The sequence below is a fragment of the Streptomyces sp. 142MFCol3.1 genome (genome assembly GCF_000424945.1).
GTDB lineage: Bacteria > Actinomycetota > Actinomycetes > Streptomycetales > Streptomycetaceae > Streptomyces > Streptomyces siamensis.
Genome location: NZ_AUKV01000009.1, coordinates 14873 through 29534, shown reverse-complemented (window position 1 = coordinate 29534; position 14662 = coordinate 14873). Strand labels below are relative to the sequence as shown.

The 14662-nt window shown below is 69.5% G+C and carries 11 protein-coding genes and 2 pseudogenes; 8 read left to right on the top strand and 5 right to left on the bottom strand.

Going from position 1 to position 14662, the window contains the following annotated elements; all coding sequences use genetic code 11:
- Positions 1 to 79 precede the first annotated feature (79 nt).
- The 3 genes from H305_RS0114450 to H305_RS45840 all read right to left on the bottom strand — a co-directional run bounded on the left by H305_RS0114450 (position 80) and on the right by H305_RS45840 (position 6106).
- On the bottom strand, positions 80 to 703 hold the full coding sequence (locus tag H305_RS0114450) for a histidine phosphatase family protein (RefSeq protein ID WP_028801016.1): 624 nt from the start codon (positions 701 to 703) through the stop codon (positions 80 to 82).
- Positions 704 to 852: 149 nt separating this feature from the next.
- Entirely contained in the window at positions 853 to 3366 is a 2514-nt protein-coding gene (locus H305_RS45845) for a non-ribosomal peptide synthetase (RefSeq protein WP_037763917.1), read from the bottom strand.
- 37 nt (positions 3367 to 3403) lie between these two features.
- On the bottom strand, positions 3404 to 6106 hold the full coding sequence (locus H305_RS45840) for a Pls/PosA family non-ribosomal peptide synthetase (protein WP_420708065.1): 2703 nt from the start codon (positions 6104 to 6106) through the stop codon (positions 3404 to 3406).
- Between the two features lie 535 nt (positions 6107 to 6641).
- Here H305_RS45840 and sbnA point away from each other — a divergent pair.
- A complete protein-coding gene (gene sbnA / locus H305_RS0114435; protein ID WP_028801015.1) occupies positions 6642 to 7628 on the top strand; it encodes a 2,3-diaminopropionate biosynthesis protein SbnA in 987 nt (328 codons plus the stop codon).
- A 155-nt stretch (positions 7629 to 7783) separates the two neighbouring features.
- Here sbnA and H305_RS54755 read toward each other — a convergent pair.
- A pseudogene (locus tag H305_RS54755) lies at positions 7784 to 8047 on the bottom strand (IS5/IS1182 family transposase); the annotation flags it as partial.
- A 218-nt stretch (positions 8048 to 8265) separates the two neighbouring features.
- On the opposite strand from H305_RS54755, the gene H305_RS0114430 reads away from it, so the two are divergent.
- The 6 genes and pseudogenes from H305_RS0114430 (at position 8266) to H305_RS53975 (ending at position 12399) form a co-directional block, all read left to right on the top strand.
- Positions 8266 to 9156 carry a glycoside hydrolase family 19 protein gene (locus H305_RS0114430; protein WP_028801014.1) on the top strand — a complete coding sequence of 297 codons (891 nt, stop codon included), beginning with the start codon at positions 8266 to 8268 and terminating at the stop codon, positions 9154 to 9156.
- A gap of 215 nt (positions 9157 to 9371) precedes the next feature.
- Positions 9372 to 9515: a hypothetical protein gene (locus H305_RS50590; protein WP_234020790.1), complete on the top strand. Its 144-nt coding sequence runs from the start codon at positions 9372 to 9374 to the stop codon at positions 9513 to 9515.
- Between the two features lie 121 nt (positions 9516 to 9636).
- Complete coding sequence (locus tag H305_RS52375) at positions 9637 to 10044, top strand: YrdB family protein (RefSeq protein ID WP_051370582.1); 408 nt, start codon at positions 9637 to 9639, stop codon at positions 10042 to 10044.
- 149 nt (positions 10045 to 10193) lie between these two features.
- Positions 10194 to 10703: an EamA family transporter gene (locus H305_RS50585; RefSeq protein WP_107440033.1), complete on the top strand. Its 510-nt coding sequence runs from the start codon at positions 10194 to 10196 to the stop codon at positions 10701 to 10703.
- Positions 10672 to 10872: pseudogene (locus tag H305_RS0114410) on the top strand (hypothetical protein); the annotation flags it as partial. The gene H305_RS50585 and the pseudogene H305_RS0114410, both read left to right, overlap by 32 nt.
- A gap of 198 nt (positions 10873 to 11070) precedes the next feature.
- On the top strand, positions 11071 to 12399 hold the full coding sequence (locus H305_RS53975) for a lipocalin-like domain-containing protein (protein ID WP_051370581.1): 1329 nt from the start codon (positions 11071 to 11073) through the stop codon (positions 12397 to 12399).
- A gap of 275 nt (positions 12400 to 12674) precedes the next feature.
- Here the strand turns inward: H305_RS53975 and H305_RS45820 are convergent, their stop codons facing one another.
- On the bottom strand, positions 12675 to 13481 hold the full coding sequence (locus tag H305_RS45820) for a hypothetical protein (protein ID WP_199791399.1): 807 nt from the start codon (positions 13479 to 13481) through the stop codon (positions 12675 to 12677).
- Positions 13482 to 13925: 444 nt separating this feature from the next.
- On the opposite strand from H305_RS45820, the gene H305_RS49375 reads away from it, so the two are divergent.
- Complete coding sequence (locus H305_RS49375; RefSeq protein ID WP_028801012.1) at positions 13926 to 14585, top strand: hypothetical protein; 660 nt, start codon at positions 13926 to 13928, stop codon at positions 14583 to 14585.
- The last annotated feature ends 77 nt before the right edge of the window (positions 14586 to 14662 follow it).

Sequence of the window (14662 nt, the reverse complement as noted above, 5' to 3'; positions counted from 1 at the left end):
CAGAGGTCACACGGTCGCCGACGACCCCGTGCACGCCGCGCGAGCTCGTCGCGTCAGACGTGGGTCTCCGCAGGGAAGGTCAGACGTGGGTCTCGGCGGGGAAACCGGTCCACCTGAGCTCGGCGGGCAGATGACGCATGTCGTTGGAGACGAGCAGGGAGGCGGGCCGGTCCGCCGCGTAGCGGATGACGGTCAGCGCGGCGTTGGCGTGGTTGATGCCGAGCCAGCGCCACTTGGGCGCATACATGGCCTCCCGGACGATCCAGGCGATGAGGAAGTTGTGGGTCACGACCAGTTCGTGCCGGGGCTCGTCGCCGTCCACCGGCCCGGTGAACCGGTCGAGCGCCTGACGAGCCAGTACAGGCCCACGCTCGCGCTCGTCGGCGGTGGCGCCTTCGAGGAAGCGGAGGAAGAAGTCGGCCTGCTCCGGCGGGAGTTCGTCCCTGCCGGGCAGGTAGGGGACGTAGTCGCCCGCGATCTCGGAGGGATGCAGCGAGACGTCGCTCAGCTCATCGCCGAGGAGCCGTGCCGTCTCCTGCGCCCGCGCCAGGGGGCCATGATGAACCGCGGCGAGGGGAACGTCCCGCAGCCGCCGGCCGAGCAGGGTGGCCTGCTTGCGGCCCGCTTCCGTCAACCCGCTCTCCTCCGAGGACGCCTGGCCGTGACGGACGAGGTAGAGGTACCGGGTGGCCGTGCCGCTCATCGAATGCTCCTCGTGCTGCCGGCGATCTTGTAGCCGGACAGACGTTGCGCGCACGGCTCCGGTTGCCTCGAGTGTGACCGCCGCAGAAGTTCACCGGCAGACGGAGGCGAGTCGGACGCGGTCGCGGAGACCTGGGCACGGCAGCGTGATCAGGGACAGGCCACGGCTTGGGATGCCCGGCGTGGGCTGCGCTCGTCCACCACGGCGGCGAGGTCCATGAGGACCGGGTGTGCGGTGACGTCCTTGTGCGACACCACACGGTCCAGGGCGATGGCCAGCTTCACCGCGGAGAGGGAGGTGCCGCCGCGGTCGAAGAAGTGGTCGCGGCGTCCGATCCGCTCGTGCGGGACGCGTAGGGCCTGCGCCCAGGCTGCCGCCAGCCGCCGCTCGGTCGGTGTGGCAGGTGACTCCTGGTCCTCGTCGGTGGCGGCGAGGTCCGCGGCGAGCGCCACGAGCGCCTTCTTGTCGATCTTGCTGTTGGGTGTCAGGGGAAGGGCGTGGCGCCAGTGAAAGGCCGCGGGGATCATGTAGGCGGGCAGTGAGTCACCCATCCGGTCGATCACGGTCCCGGTGTCGAGAGGCTTCGGGCCGGAGTAGAAGGCGACCAAGTGCTTGCTCTGGTCGGCGCGTTCGGTCACCACCACCGCGCCGTCGCGCACACCGGGGACGCGGAGCAGCGCGTTCTCGATCTCGCCGATCTCGATCCGGAATCCGCGGATCTTGACCTGGGCGTCGCGGCGGCCGAGGAACTCCAGCTTCCCCGAAGGGTGCCAGCGGCCGTAATCGCCGCCGAGGTAGAGTCTGGTGTCCGCCCGGTACGGATCGGCCAGGTAGGCCGCCCGTGTGCGTTCGGGGTCGTTGATGTAGCCGCGGCCGACGCAGACCCCGGAGAACGCGATCAGGCCCGGGGCGCCCAGGGGTACCGGCATCAGGTGTTCGTCGACGACGTGGACCCGCACGTTGTTCACCGGGGGACCGAGCAGGATGCGGTCCGGCGCCTCACGCATGACCTCGTGGTTCGTGTCGTCCGAGGTCTCGGTGAGCCCGTATGCGTTGACCAGTGCGACCCCGGGCTGGGCGGTGAACCAGCGTTCGGCGAGCTCCTGCTTCAGCGCCTCTCCGGTGACCGACACGTATCGCAGGCCGGGCAGCGTACGGGGGCGCTGTTCGAGCTCGGTCAGAACCGCTTCGAGGTAGGACGGCACGACCTGGAGGACGGTGACCTCGCCGTCGGCGACGATGTCGAGGAAGCGGGGGACGTCGAGGACGGCGTCCTGTCCGACCAGCAGGGTCCGGCCGCCGACGAGCAGTGCCGAGATCAGCTGCCACAGGGAGATGTCGAAGCACTGCGGTGCGGTCTGGGCCACCACCTGCCCTTCGCCGATCTCGAGGTCGTCGATCTTGGCGTAGAGGTGGTTGAGCATGCCCGCGTGTTCGCACATCGCGCCTTTCGGCTCGCCGGTCGAGCCGGAGGTGAAGTAGACGTAGGCGAGTTGGTCGGGCCATACGGGGAGGCCTGGATCGTTGTCTCCGTGGTCTTCTTCGTAAGCCGCCGCGGCCAGGACCCGGTCGACCCCAGGCATGGTGTCGAGTGCCCGGTCGAGCGTGGTGGTGCTTCCGGGTTCGGTCAGCACCAGGCGGCATCGGGCGCGGGAGAGCGTGGCGGCGATGCGTTCAGCGGGGAAGTGCGGCTCGACGGGAAGGTAGACGCCTCCGGCCTTGAAGACGGCGATCACCGAGGCGAGCCAGTCCAGGTTGCGTTCGGTCACCACCGCGACGACGCCTTCCCTGGTCAGCCCGCGGGCCACCAGGGCGCGTGCCAGCCGGTTCGCGCGAGTGTTGAGCTCCTTGTAGGTCCACTGCCGGTCGCCGTGCACGGCTGCGACGGCATCCGGATGCTCGCGCACCCGCTGCTCGAACAGCTCGTGCACCGCCGCGTCGGGCAACTCCCGCTCCGGTCCGGCCAGTCCGTCGAGCTGGTACCGCAGTTCTTGGCCGGACAGCAGGCACTGGTGTGCGTGTCGGGCGTCGGGGTCGGCGACCAGAAGCGCGAGCGCGGTCAGGTGATAGCCGGCGATGCGGGCGGCGCAGGCGGCGTCAAGCACTTCGGTGCGGTAGCGCAGACGCAGGACCTGGCCGCCGTCGTGGGGGCCGACGCCCACCCGGAGGACGGTGTCCTCGGTGAGGTCACCGTCGATCGCGGTCGGATCGAGAATGGTCTGGAACAGCGGTCCGGTCAGGCCCAGTTCGTCCCGCAGCGCATCGATGTACTCGGTCGCGTCCTGGTGGTGGGACAGCACGTCCGCGACGATGTGCTGGGCGTGGTGCAGCAGTTCGCGCCAGCTCGCGGGGCCGGTGCTGAGCCGACACGGCACCGGGCCTCTTCCCGCGGCGACGTAGCCGGTGGTGATCTCCCGCTCGCCGGACAGTGCCGTGAGCACCTTGGCGTGCGCTGCCAGCAGGAGCGCACTGAGCGGCACCGCCGAATCGCTCGCCAGCCTGCGCAGTCCACTCATGGTGGCTTCGGGTACCGATGTCTCGTACTCCCCCACTCCGGTCCGCGGTTCGAGGGCCCCGCGAGGGAGGGGGGTGAGGTTCCCGGACGTCAGAACCCTGCGCCAGTAGTCGCGGTCGGCCTGGGTGTGGTTCACCTGCGTTGTCATCAAAGTCTCCGTCAGTTCGCTTTCACTGGGCGCGGGTTCAGTCGCTGCGGCCCGGGGTGGCACGGGGGGTGTCGGCTCCTCGGCGGTCCTCGGGACGGAGGCGGCCGTCCGGCATCTCCCGGGCGGGATTGCCTCCCCACCGAGCGTGGGCGGGGACTTCCTCGCCCTTCATGAGGAAGGAGTCGGGAGCGAGCACGGCGCCGTCGTCGACCGTCACGCCGTAGTGGACGAATGCTCCGACCCCCAACGTGCAGCCCCTGCCGAGGGCGCTGCGATCGGACTTGAAGGCGCCGTCCTCCTGCGAGTGGCACTGGATCACCGTCCCGGCGTTCAGCGTGCTGTCGTCGCCGACGGTGACGAGGGTGCGTTCCGGGAAGAAGCAGCCGTCGTCGAAGACCCGCTTGCCGATCCGGGCACCCAGCAACCGCCAGATCACGTTCTTGAAGGGGGTGCCGTTGAAGGCGTCGATGTAGTGGACCGAGGCCATCTTCCAGAAGCGTTCATGGCGCCAGAAGGAGGGCTCGTAGATCGAGCAGTACAGCGGCTTCTGGTCCTTGAATCCGGTGGAAGCCCGTTCGATCAGGGCGAAGTGGACGACGGTGAACACGAGGACGACGACGCCGGCCAGCCCGATGGCCGGCGCACCGAGCACGGGGTAGAGGTCGGCCGCGCCCATGGTGATGAGCGTGATCACGAAGAAGTGCAGGAGGCGCGCCAGCAGGTACAGGCCGGCGGTCGCGGCGTTGTGCCTGTTCTTGGCGGCCAGGCGGCGGTGCAGCTCGTCGCCGGTCTGCAGGTGGCCGAACCGGTTGTCACGCAGCACCGTGCGTGGGATCTCGAAGCTGGGCGAGCCCAACAGGCCCACGCCCTCTCGCACCGGTCCGTCGATGGGGACCATGACCTTCGTGGCGAGGAGGCAGTTGTCGCCGGTCTTGCCCAGCGACGGGTAGGTGATGCGGTTTCCGAGGAAGTTGCGGGGTCCGATGGATGTGCGGGACACGCGGAAGGACGTGTTCGAGAGATCGACGTTCATGATCGACAGTCCGTCGGCGATCATGGTGCCGGTGCCGACGGAGCTCAGATAGGGGTTGTCGTGCCGTACTTCGGTGCCGAAGTTCGACCCGGTCTGCTCCACGTGGGAGAGGTCGTATCCGAGGTAGCGCAGGTAGTGGACGATGGCGGAACTGTCACCGAAGAGCGTGGTGAAGAGCCTCCTGTTGGTGATCAGCTCGATCGCCCGCTGGATGCCGTAGTGGAATCCGTACAACGGATAGACCGTGCCCGGCCTGATGGCGCGGTTGAGCAGGCGCGGCACGACGGCCACGGCGACGAGACCGGCCAGCAGGGAACCAAAGAAGACGATCAGGGACACGGCCAGGGCGTAGGTGTAGAACTCCGGGCTGGTGAAACCGGTTTGCTGAGATGCGAGGAGTTCGCGCAGTTGCGGGGCGCCGGCGAACAGGAGGCTCAGGCCGCCGAGCGCGAGGGGCAGGTACACCGTCAGCAGAGTCAGGAGCTGCAGGACTCCGTAGGTGGTCCTCTTCGTCGTGGGGCAGTCGGTGGGGTCGACCGTCCGGTAGTCCACGTCGGTGGGCTCCGCCGGCGAGCCGTGCCGGCGCTCACCGGCGGGCACCGCCTGGCCGGAGTGCAGGGAGGAGGCGTGGCCCAGCTGAGAGCCGTCGCCCATCGACGTCTCGATGTCGAGCACGGTGTGCTCGCTGACGAGCACCTCGCTGCCGATGCGGACCGGGCCGGTCTGGATCTCGCCGGCGTGAGCGCGGTAGCAGGACAGGAGCACGTCCTTGCGGATGACGGTGCCGTCCCCGACGGTGAGCAGGTCGGTGCAGACGGGTGTCGACCGGGTGAGGATCGTGACGCCCTTGCCGATGCGCGCGCCGAGAGCCCTGAGGTAGAGCACGTAGAGCGGCGAGCCGACGAAGAGGCGCAGGGGGCTGGTGCGGATCAGGGTCTTGACGATCCAGAAACGCAGATAGGCGATGCCCCACAGAGGGAATGCGCCGGATCGCCACCGGCCGACGAGCGTCCACTTGGCCGCGATCGGGACGGCGCACAGGCCCAGGAAGGTCAGGACGGCGAAGAGGACCGACCGCAGATAGACGTCGGGCAGACCCGACCCCGCGGAGATCCACTCGTATCCCTCGGCGGCCACGAGCGCGGCGAGGCAGGAGTGGCCCAGGAAGAACAGGAACTGCAGTGCTCCGCAGAGGACATAGCGCCGTGTGACGGCCGCTCCCCTCGTCTCGGGCGACGCGGGGGCGGCGGCCGGCGGCCGCGGCGGTGTCGACGGCTCCGTATCCCCGGCCGACGCCTCCGAATCCCAGGCCGACGTCTCCATATCCACGGGCGACGTCTGCCCGGGATCCACGGTCGACGCCTGCGCGGGTGGGACCGAGGCAGGGATGGGGGCTGCCACCGCGTCGGCCGACGCGGTGGCCAGGCTCCGGAGGGTGGGGTGCCGGTAGATGTCCTTCATCGACACCGTCGGCAGGTCCGCCCGTTTCCGGACGCGTGCGCAGAACTGGGCCATGACCAGGGAGTCGGCTCCCAGGTCGTTAAAGAAGTGGCTGTCGGCCGGCACCTGCTCGACGCGCAGGACGCCCGCGAGCACCTCGGCCAGCAGCCCCGCGGTGGCGGCGACCGGGCCGGTGTCCCCTCTGCCCTGGACGGTCGCGACACCGGCCGGATCGGCCGTCAAGACCTCGACGGATTTCCCTGACACATGAGCTCCCTGGGGATCTTTCGGCGAATGCCGATCGGTTGGCGCGGAATCGTCATGCCCGCCTTTCCAGTAGGCCCGGCCGGGCGACTTCTGTCCCGCCCCTGAATGTCGGATCTTGACAGGCGGTATCGCCCTTGATACCGCGAGGTAAACGGCGGCCACCTGCACGCATTTCCTACGCTCCGTGCACGCGGCGCGATTCTCCGTGCGCACGGTGACCAATTGCCGCCGAACACCGCAGGCAGTGACTTCTCTGCCGGGGAGACCGTCGCCGAATGAGATGAAACCTGCCGCATGGGTGCCGACGCGGCTTCGGCCACCGGCTCCGTTCGCCTTCCTCCGATGGCCGGCCGCTTCCCGTACGCATAAACGCATCGGACGTCAAGCCCCGAATTTCTGTGACGTGACCGGAAAACCAGGGCGAGGCGTACTGGAGGGGTCCCGCTGAGACGAAACTCGCCACCTGATTCTTCCCTGGCCGAGACGCAATCAATGGCCAGGAGAGGCTCCCCCACGCACAACCGAGGAGATACCCATGCCCGTCATATCCGTTCCCCAGGATTTCAACGAGGACGACCTCTACGTAGATCTTGACGGACTGGTCGGGCACCCGCTGTTCCTCAAGTGCGAGGGCTTCAACTTCGCCGGCTCGATCAAACTCAAGGCCGCCTCCGAAATGGTCGAGGCCGCCGAACGCGACGGTCTGCTGACGCCGGACTCCGTCCTGGTCGAGTCCTCCTCGGGCAATCTCGGCGTGGCGCTGAGCATGATCGCGGCCAGCAGGGGCTACCGGTTCGTCTGCGTGACCGACCCCCGCTGCAACCTGTCGACCAGGCTGACGATGGAGGCACTGGGGGCAGAGGTCCATGTCATCACCGAGCCCGACCCCGTCACCGGCTTTCTCGGCGCCCGCATCGACCACGTGCACGCGCTGTGCGCCTCCGACGAACGCCATCTGTGGCTCAACCAGTACGCCAATCCCGGCAACGGTCTGGCGCACTACCGCCGGACCGCCCCCGCCATCGCCCGACAGTTCCCCGACCTGGACGTGCTGTTCGTCGGTGCCGGAACGACCGGCACGCTGATGGGCTGCGCGCGCTACTTCCGCGAGTGGCACCGGCCCGTGCGCATCGTGGCCGTCGACAGCGTCGGCTCGGTGACGTTCGGAGACACCCCTGCCCGGCGGCTGATCCCGGGCCTGGGCACGAGCCGGCGCCCCGAACTGCTCGACGAGTCCTTCGTCGACGACGTGGTTCACGTGTCGGAGCCCGACACCATCCGGGCCTGTCATCGGCTGGCCGGGCGCGGTTTCCTGTTCGGGGGTTCCACCGGCACGGTGGTCAGTGGCGCAACGGAGTGGCTCGCCCGGCAGGAGGGACGGAAGCTGACCGCGGTGGCCATCGCCCCCGATCTGGGTGAGCGATACCTGGAGACCGTCTACCAGACCGACTGGGTCCGGCACCTGTACGGCGAGGACGCCCTGGACTCGCAGGTGCCGACGACCACCTCCCGGGCAGCGTGACGCCCGCCCGCTCCACTCGACGCCCGCCCCTCCCGCACTGGCCAAGGGAGTCCCGGCAGCACACCTGAAGGACCTCGGCGAACAGCACCGCGCCGACGCCGACACGGACTCACGTCCATGGCCGACAGCACCCAACGACCCTCGGGCCCAAGGCGCAAGCCTGCGGTGACGGCTGCGGATGCGAGGAAGCGTTCTGCCTTGCGCTCGTAGCGTCGGCGCAGGCGACGGCATCCGGAGATCCAGGGCACGGTTCTTTCGGCAACGCAGCGATGGCGGATGCCGCGCTTGCGTAGCCGTCGGCGCAGGTGATCGTAGTCGTAGGCTTTGTCGCCGTGCAGCTTGGCCGGGGGCCGGGGATCACGCCGTGCGCGGAAGGCCGGGACACCAGGTGTCGCCACGGTCAACGCCCGCTGTGCATGTGCGACTTCGTCAACACCCCTCCAGCTCAAGCCAGTTCCCTGCCAACGTTGTCAGATCTGACTGGTCTACACCCTTGACTGGTACAGACCAAAGCGGTTGAGTGTGGCTCCACACCCCCCACCGCGGCCGCCCCGGACGCCGTGACCGGTCCTTCGGCACGTGCGCACAAGGCTCTGCCTTGCGTCCGGTGCGGCCTGGCCGCAAAGGATCTGATTCCGTGTCGAAGCGACGCCTCTCCGCGCTCATGGCCGCCCTCGTCGTCGGAACCGCCGCGCCGGTGCTGCTGCCGGCCGCGAGCGCTTCTGCCGCGTCCTGTTCGAGCTACCCGAACTGGGTGGCCGGCAAGTCGTACGTCACCGGCAACGTCGTCCGGTACACCGACGGCAAGGCCTACATAGCCGAGCACGACAACCCGGGATACGACCCCACCATCAGCACCTGGTACTGGGAGCCCTACGCCTGCGACAGCGGCCCCACGAACCCGTCCGACGGCTTCGTCGTCAGCGAAGCGCAGTTCAACCAGATGTTCCCGAACCGGAATTCGTTCTACACCTACAGTGGCCTCAAGGCCGCGCTGAGTTCGTACCCCGGCTTCGCCAACACCGGCAGCGACACGGTCAAGAAGCAGGAGGCCGCGGCCTTCCTCGCCAACGTCAGCCACGAGACCGGTGGTTTGGTGTACGTGGTGGAGCAGAACACCGCCAACTACCCGCACTACTGCGACTGGAGCCAGCCCTACGGCTGCCCCGCGGGCCAGTCCGCCTATTACGGACGCGGCCCCATCCAGCTCAGCTGGAACTTCAACTACAAGGCGGCGGGCGACGCACTGGGCATCGACCTGCTCCACAACCCCAACCTCGTGCAGACCGACGCCTCCGTCGCCTGGAAGACCGGGCTCTGGTACTGGAACACGCAGTCGGGCCCCGGCACGATGACGCCGCACAACGCGATGGTCAACAGCGCCGGCTTCGGGCAGACGATCCGCAGCATCAACGGTTCCCTGGAGTGCGACGGCAAGAACCCGGCGCAGGTACAGAGCCGGGTGGACGCCTACCAACGGTTCGTGCAGATCCTGGGCACCTCGGCGGGCGCCAACCTGTACTGCTGATCAACACCGTGGGGGCGACCGGGCCGCCCCCACGGCAGGCGGCGCACCTACGCTGCGACCTTCGAGGTAACGGCGCATGTCGCGAAGCAGGGTCGGCGGAATCGGCTCGTGGCTTCGTCTGCCGTGACCTACCTGCCGAGTGATCGCGCATCCGGCCCCACCCGCCGCTCCTCGACTACGAGGACGAGCAGTTCTGTCCCGGCCGGCCGCGCCAGATGTTCGAGAAACTGACGGCGCCCGAGGACTACGTAGAGCTGACCGCCGCCACCGGTGCGCAGTTGCACTGCTCCTCGATGGCCCCGCGGCAGCACTGCGAGGTCGTCTTCGACTGGCTGGAGGGCAAGCTGTCCGGCAGTTGACGCCCGCGCCCTCGCCGCGATGCGGATCGCGCGGGCCGGCGCCGTGAGCTTCGGACAGGGCCGGACGGAACGTGCGTCTGTTCTAATGGCGCCCTCAGTCCCTGACGAAGGTGGGCAGTCGGTGACCCTTCCCGTTTCCCTGCGCGTGGTGAACGAAGGCCTTGCGTTCCTGCTTGAGCTTCTGGCGCTCGGGGCTCTCGCATGGTGGGGGTGGCAGAGCACGGGCGAGATCTGGCGGATCCTGCCGGCTGTCGCCGCTCCCGCGTCGGCCGCGCTGCTCTGGGGAATGTTCGCTGCCCCTCGGGCACGGTTCAAGGTCTCTGCGCCCACCGTGCTGGTGGTCAAGGCCGTGGTGTTCGGTTCCGCGACCGCATCACTCTGGGTGGTCCGGGGGCAGGTCTGGGCGGTCACGTTCGCCGTGGTGGTCCTGGCGAACACGGCCCTGCTGACGATGGACAGGTCCGCGACCGCGCGCCGCCTAGGCCAACCACCTCTTCCGGATGGCGAGTTCGGCGGTCATCGAACATAGGGCGGCGCACGCCCCACCCCGTACGGGACAAGCGTGGCCGTTGTGCGTCCCGACATTGGTCAGGACGCCGACGGCCGTGATCCGGCCCCGAGCCTGAGGCGGGGCTGAACGTCGTCGGGGTGCTCGCCGGTCTCGGCGGTACGGCCACCATGGCCGGCGGGATCGTCCTGACCAAGCGGTGGGGCCGTCCCGCCGGGGTCGGTCCGACGGCCCTGGCCGGCTGGCAACTGACGGCCGGCGGGCTACTGCTCCTCCCCCTCACCTTCGCGGTCGAGGGCGTGCCGGAGCGGATCGACGCCGGAGCGGCCGGCGGCTACGTGTGGCTCGGCAGCATGGGTGGGCTGATCGCGTACGCCCTGTGGTTCCGCGGGATCGGGAAGCTGCCGGTCGGTGCGTCCGCACCGTTGGTGCTGCTGTCACCGCTGGTCGCGACCGTCATAGGGATCGTGTCGGGCGAATCGCTCAGCCTGCCGCAGGCCTTCGGTCTCGTTCTCGCCCTGGCCGCGATGCTCGCCGCACAGCTCGATCCCCCGAGCATGAACGGCCTGTACGGCCGCGTCACGCGCCACGCATGCGCAGCCCCGCACAAGGAAGAGCACCGGATCCGAGCAGAAGACCGGATTCGGGATGAGTCCGCCGGCCCTGCTCGACCCCGGTGAGGGGACCGGCCGCTACCGACGGGGCACCGGCACGCTGCTGACCGGTGCCGACGGCCGGTCGTGGATCAGCGCCGAGGACCTCGGCGTCGCCGTGGTCGACGAACGCGAGACACCGGTGCGCGAACGCCGCATCACGGCCGGCCACCACGACGCGCTCCCGTCGGCCTGAGGCCGTTCGTCACCCGCGGCGCGGAGAGCGAGTTCATCGCATGCCACGGGTTCGGCGACGGCTCTCACCCGTTCGGGTCCCTCCTGGATGCCCGCGCCTCCCCCGCGGCGTCGACTGAAGGCAGGCCGTCGGTCGAGAGCGGGCCGGGGAGCGGCCTGTACGGCAGCGCCGCGTACACCGGAATGCGAGGAAGATCCCATGGCTCATGAGACCGCCCGTCCGTCCCGTCGCACGTTCCTGGCGAGGGCGGCGACCGCGGGGGCGCTCGCTGCCGTGCCGGGTCTGTCTGCGTCGGCGTGCACCCGGGACCGGCAGACACAGGCAGCGGCGGCCACACCGAGTGGTACCGGGCCGGAAGGTGCGCTGACGTCCAACGGATACGGACACACCGCTGCCGACTTCGCGCGCTCGGGACTCAAGCGCGACAGCGTCCAGGACTGGGAGGACGGTTTCCGCACCGCCGCGGACAACGACGACCCGAACGTCTTCGAGTGGTGGTACTCCGACTTCACCGGGGACGACGGCACCGTAGTGTCCTTCACCCTCAGCACCCGCGTCGACGACGGCTTCGTACCCGAGCCGGGCGAGGCCGGCCGCAAACCCAAGTCCAGCGTCATCGTCACCGATCCCGACGGCGCCAGCCACGGAGGATCCCACGCCTACGGATGGGACGAGTTCAGCAGCTCGAAGGACCATTGCAACGTGCGCCTGGGCCCGTTCACCTTCACCGGCGATCTGAAGACGTACCACATGAAGGGCCAGTCGGGCGACGTGGCCGTCGACCTGACCCTGACCAGTACGGTGGCCCCCTTCCGCCCCGGCACGGGCATCATCTACTTCGGCGACACGGAGAACTACTTCGGCTGGCTGTGCGTGGTGCCGTCCGGGACCGCCACCGGCACGGTCACCGTCAACGGAGAGAAGCGGTCGTTCACCGGGCTCGGCTACCACGACCGCAACTGGGGCAACCGGCCCTTCCCCTACTCCGTCGAGCAATGGCGCTGGGGCCGCGGATCCGTCGGCCCGTACGCGGTGATCGGCGCCGATCTCCATCTCCGCAAGGAGTACGGTTCCGCCGTCGTCCCCGTCTTCCTCGTCGACGACACCAAGTCCGGCGAGCGCCTGGTCGGCGCCTTCGACCCGCAGAAGGTCACGGCCCAGGAGTCCGACCCCGTGGCGCACCCCGACTCCGCCTACCCCGACGACTACTTCAGCACGGTCCACTGGACCTACAAGAACGGCAGGGACCAGGCCGACTTCACCTTCACCGACACCGATCAGCTCATCGTCGCCCGGCAGTACCTCACCGACCCCACCCCGGCGCAGAGGACCGCTCTCAAGAAGCTCGGCATCGACGAGATCTGGTACACCCGCTACGCCGCCCGCAACGATCTCACCCTCTCCCTCGCCGACCTCCACGCCGCGGGCACGGGAACAGGGACCCTCGAAGCGGCCCAGTTCGGGCTGCGCACCGCACCGCCGAAGAACGCCACGTCCAGCGCTTCGCCCACGAGGTCGGCGTCCTGACGAGGAGGCGCGGTCTCGTCCCGTGACGTCCTCGGGCAGGCGTGCGGCTAAGACACCTGGCGCGTCGTTTGGCGGATCATTCTCACATCTCAACCGGCCACGCCAGGTCGGGAGTTCACCAACAAGGACGGCAGGGTCCGCAAAGCGGATGCCGAAGCTACGCCGGCGCCTCGTCGCGTGGGTGGCACCCGGTACAACACCTGCTGGGCGGCGACGCTCTCGGATCAACCAGCCGCGCGCACATCGAGCTTCCGCCACCGGCCGCTCCGCATCCCTCAGCCGGTCGCCCTCGCGCCCGGTCCGCCCGACGGCAGGGCAGGTGGTGGGGGCGGGGGCGGTGACGACGGTCCCGGCGAGGACGGAGTCTCGTCGTCCAGGTCGCCGCGGACCGCACCGATCGCGAAGGCCAGCATGGAGACGCAGAGGAGCAGGGCAACCGACCCCCAGATCGCCAACATCGCCCACATGGGCCAGCTGTTGGCCCCCTGGGCCCAGAGCGTCAGGATGGCTGCGCCGCCCATGCCCACGCCGTGCCACCGTACGATCCTGGCCGCTGTCGCCCGACGCCTGTTGTCCCGCGCGAAGAGCCCGCACGCCGCTCCGACCAGGGCGGTCAGACCGAACGAGAGGCAGGCGAGCGCACCGCCGAGGCGGTCTTCGGGCCACCCCACGGGTCCTTCGGACGTCTGCTGCCGCCGTCCGTCCGCGTCCCGTACCTCGACGACCTGCCCGTGCCAGATCAGACCGACGACCTTGTCGTCCGGCTTCATCTCCGACACCACCGGATCGGCCTTCCGGAACGTCACGCGCCACGGCTTGCCGGAGGGCAGCTCCAAATGCGCTTCGGGCGACGCTCGTTCACCGCGGTGCGTGACGGCCGTCCGAACGGTGAACTTCTGCTTCCACAGGCATCCCGACGCTTGTACCGGCACGGAGGTGCAAGCCGGGGCTGCACGGAACTCCCGTTCCCGCGCCAGCGCTCCGCGGATCTCCAGGGCCGTCCCCACCCCTACGGCGAGCGTCACCAATGCGATCAAGAGCCACATCACGTTCCGCGCCGGCTTGTTGTCCCCCGCTCCCACCGTGTCTCCTCTGCCGTCTCGCGCACCCCCGCACGTGCATTCGAGCACGATTGTAGGAGCGGACGACCAGGCCGACTGCCTCGGTGACGTCAAGATCGCGCAAGCATTCCCGCCGGCGACCGGTCACCCCGGCGCCGACCCGCGCTGTCGAGAAACCTGTGTTTCGGCCCGCGCGAGCGGATCTCGCACGGCCCTCCGGTGCCCCGGTCCGGAGACCGGGGCACCGGCGCCGCGGCGGCCGCTTTCCTTACGCCGCGACGATGCCCGCCACGCCTGACCCGGCGGCGCGGGCAGCCCTGCTCCGCCGACCTCTGCGGCAACCCGGTCCCGCCCCGCCGCGCCTTGCGCGTCCGGGGCCGGAACCGACATGCCGCTCCATGACGGGCCAGCCCAGCCTGCCGCATGGACCGGGCTCGTCGGGTCCGTTCTCCCGACGCGTCAGCGATGCGTAAGAAGTCCGCCGTGCACTGGCTGTCCCGTCTCCCCTGCCCCCTCCCCGGCCACATCTTCAGCTCCCGGGCGACCGGCGATGTGCGCGAGGCACTGCGGACGCAGTCCCGGCGCGACTGGGAGACCTTCCTCGAACTGCGGGCGCGGGAGCTGCGCGCCGGCGGGCAGCTCGTGGTCCTCGGCGGCGCGTCCGCGGACGACGGGTCCAGCGCCGCCGAGGGGCTGATGGACGCCGCCGACGGCGTCCTCGGCGACCTGGTGCGGCAGAAGGAACTCATGCCGGACGAGTACGCGCGGATGACCGTCCCCACCTGGAACCGCACCGAGGAGGAGTTCCTCGCTCCGCTGCGCACGGGGCCCGTGTCGGACGCCTTCCGGGTCGAGGAGCACACCCTCGTCGCGCTCCCCGACGATCTGCTGGAGCGGTTCGCGCGCGGCGGTGACGCCCAGGAGTTCGCGGACGAGGTGACGGTGTTCTTCCAAGCCGCCTTCCTGCCCTCCTTGTTCAGCTCGCTGGCCCCCGGCCGCAGCGACGCCGAGGTCGACGCGCTGACGGCGGCGTTCGCCACAGGTCTGCGCGACCGTGCGGCGGCGGAACCCGAGGCGGTCGAGACACATTGGCACTTCGTCGCCCTGCGCCTGACGCGCCGGTGACGGCGGCTTCGGTCGGCCGCCCTGGCCTCAGGCGGCGGTGCCGGCGGCGTCCGCCCGAGAGCGGCGACAGCTCGGGG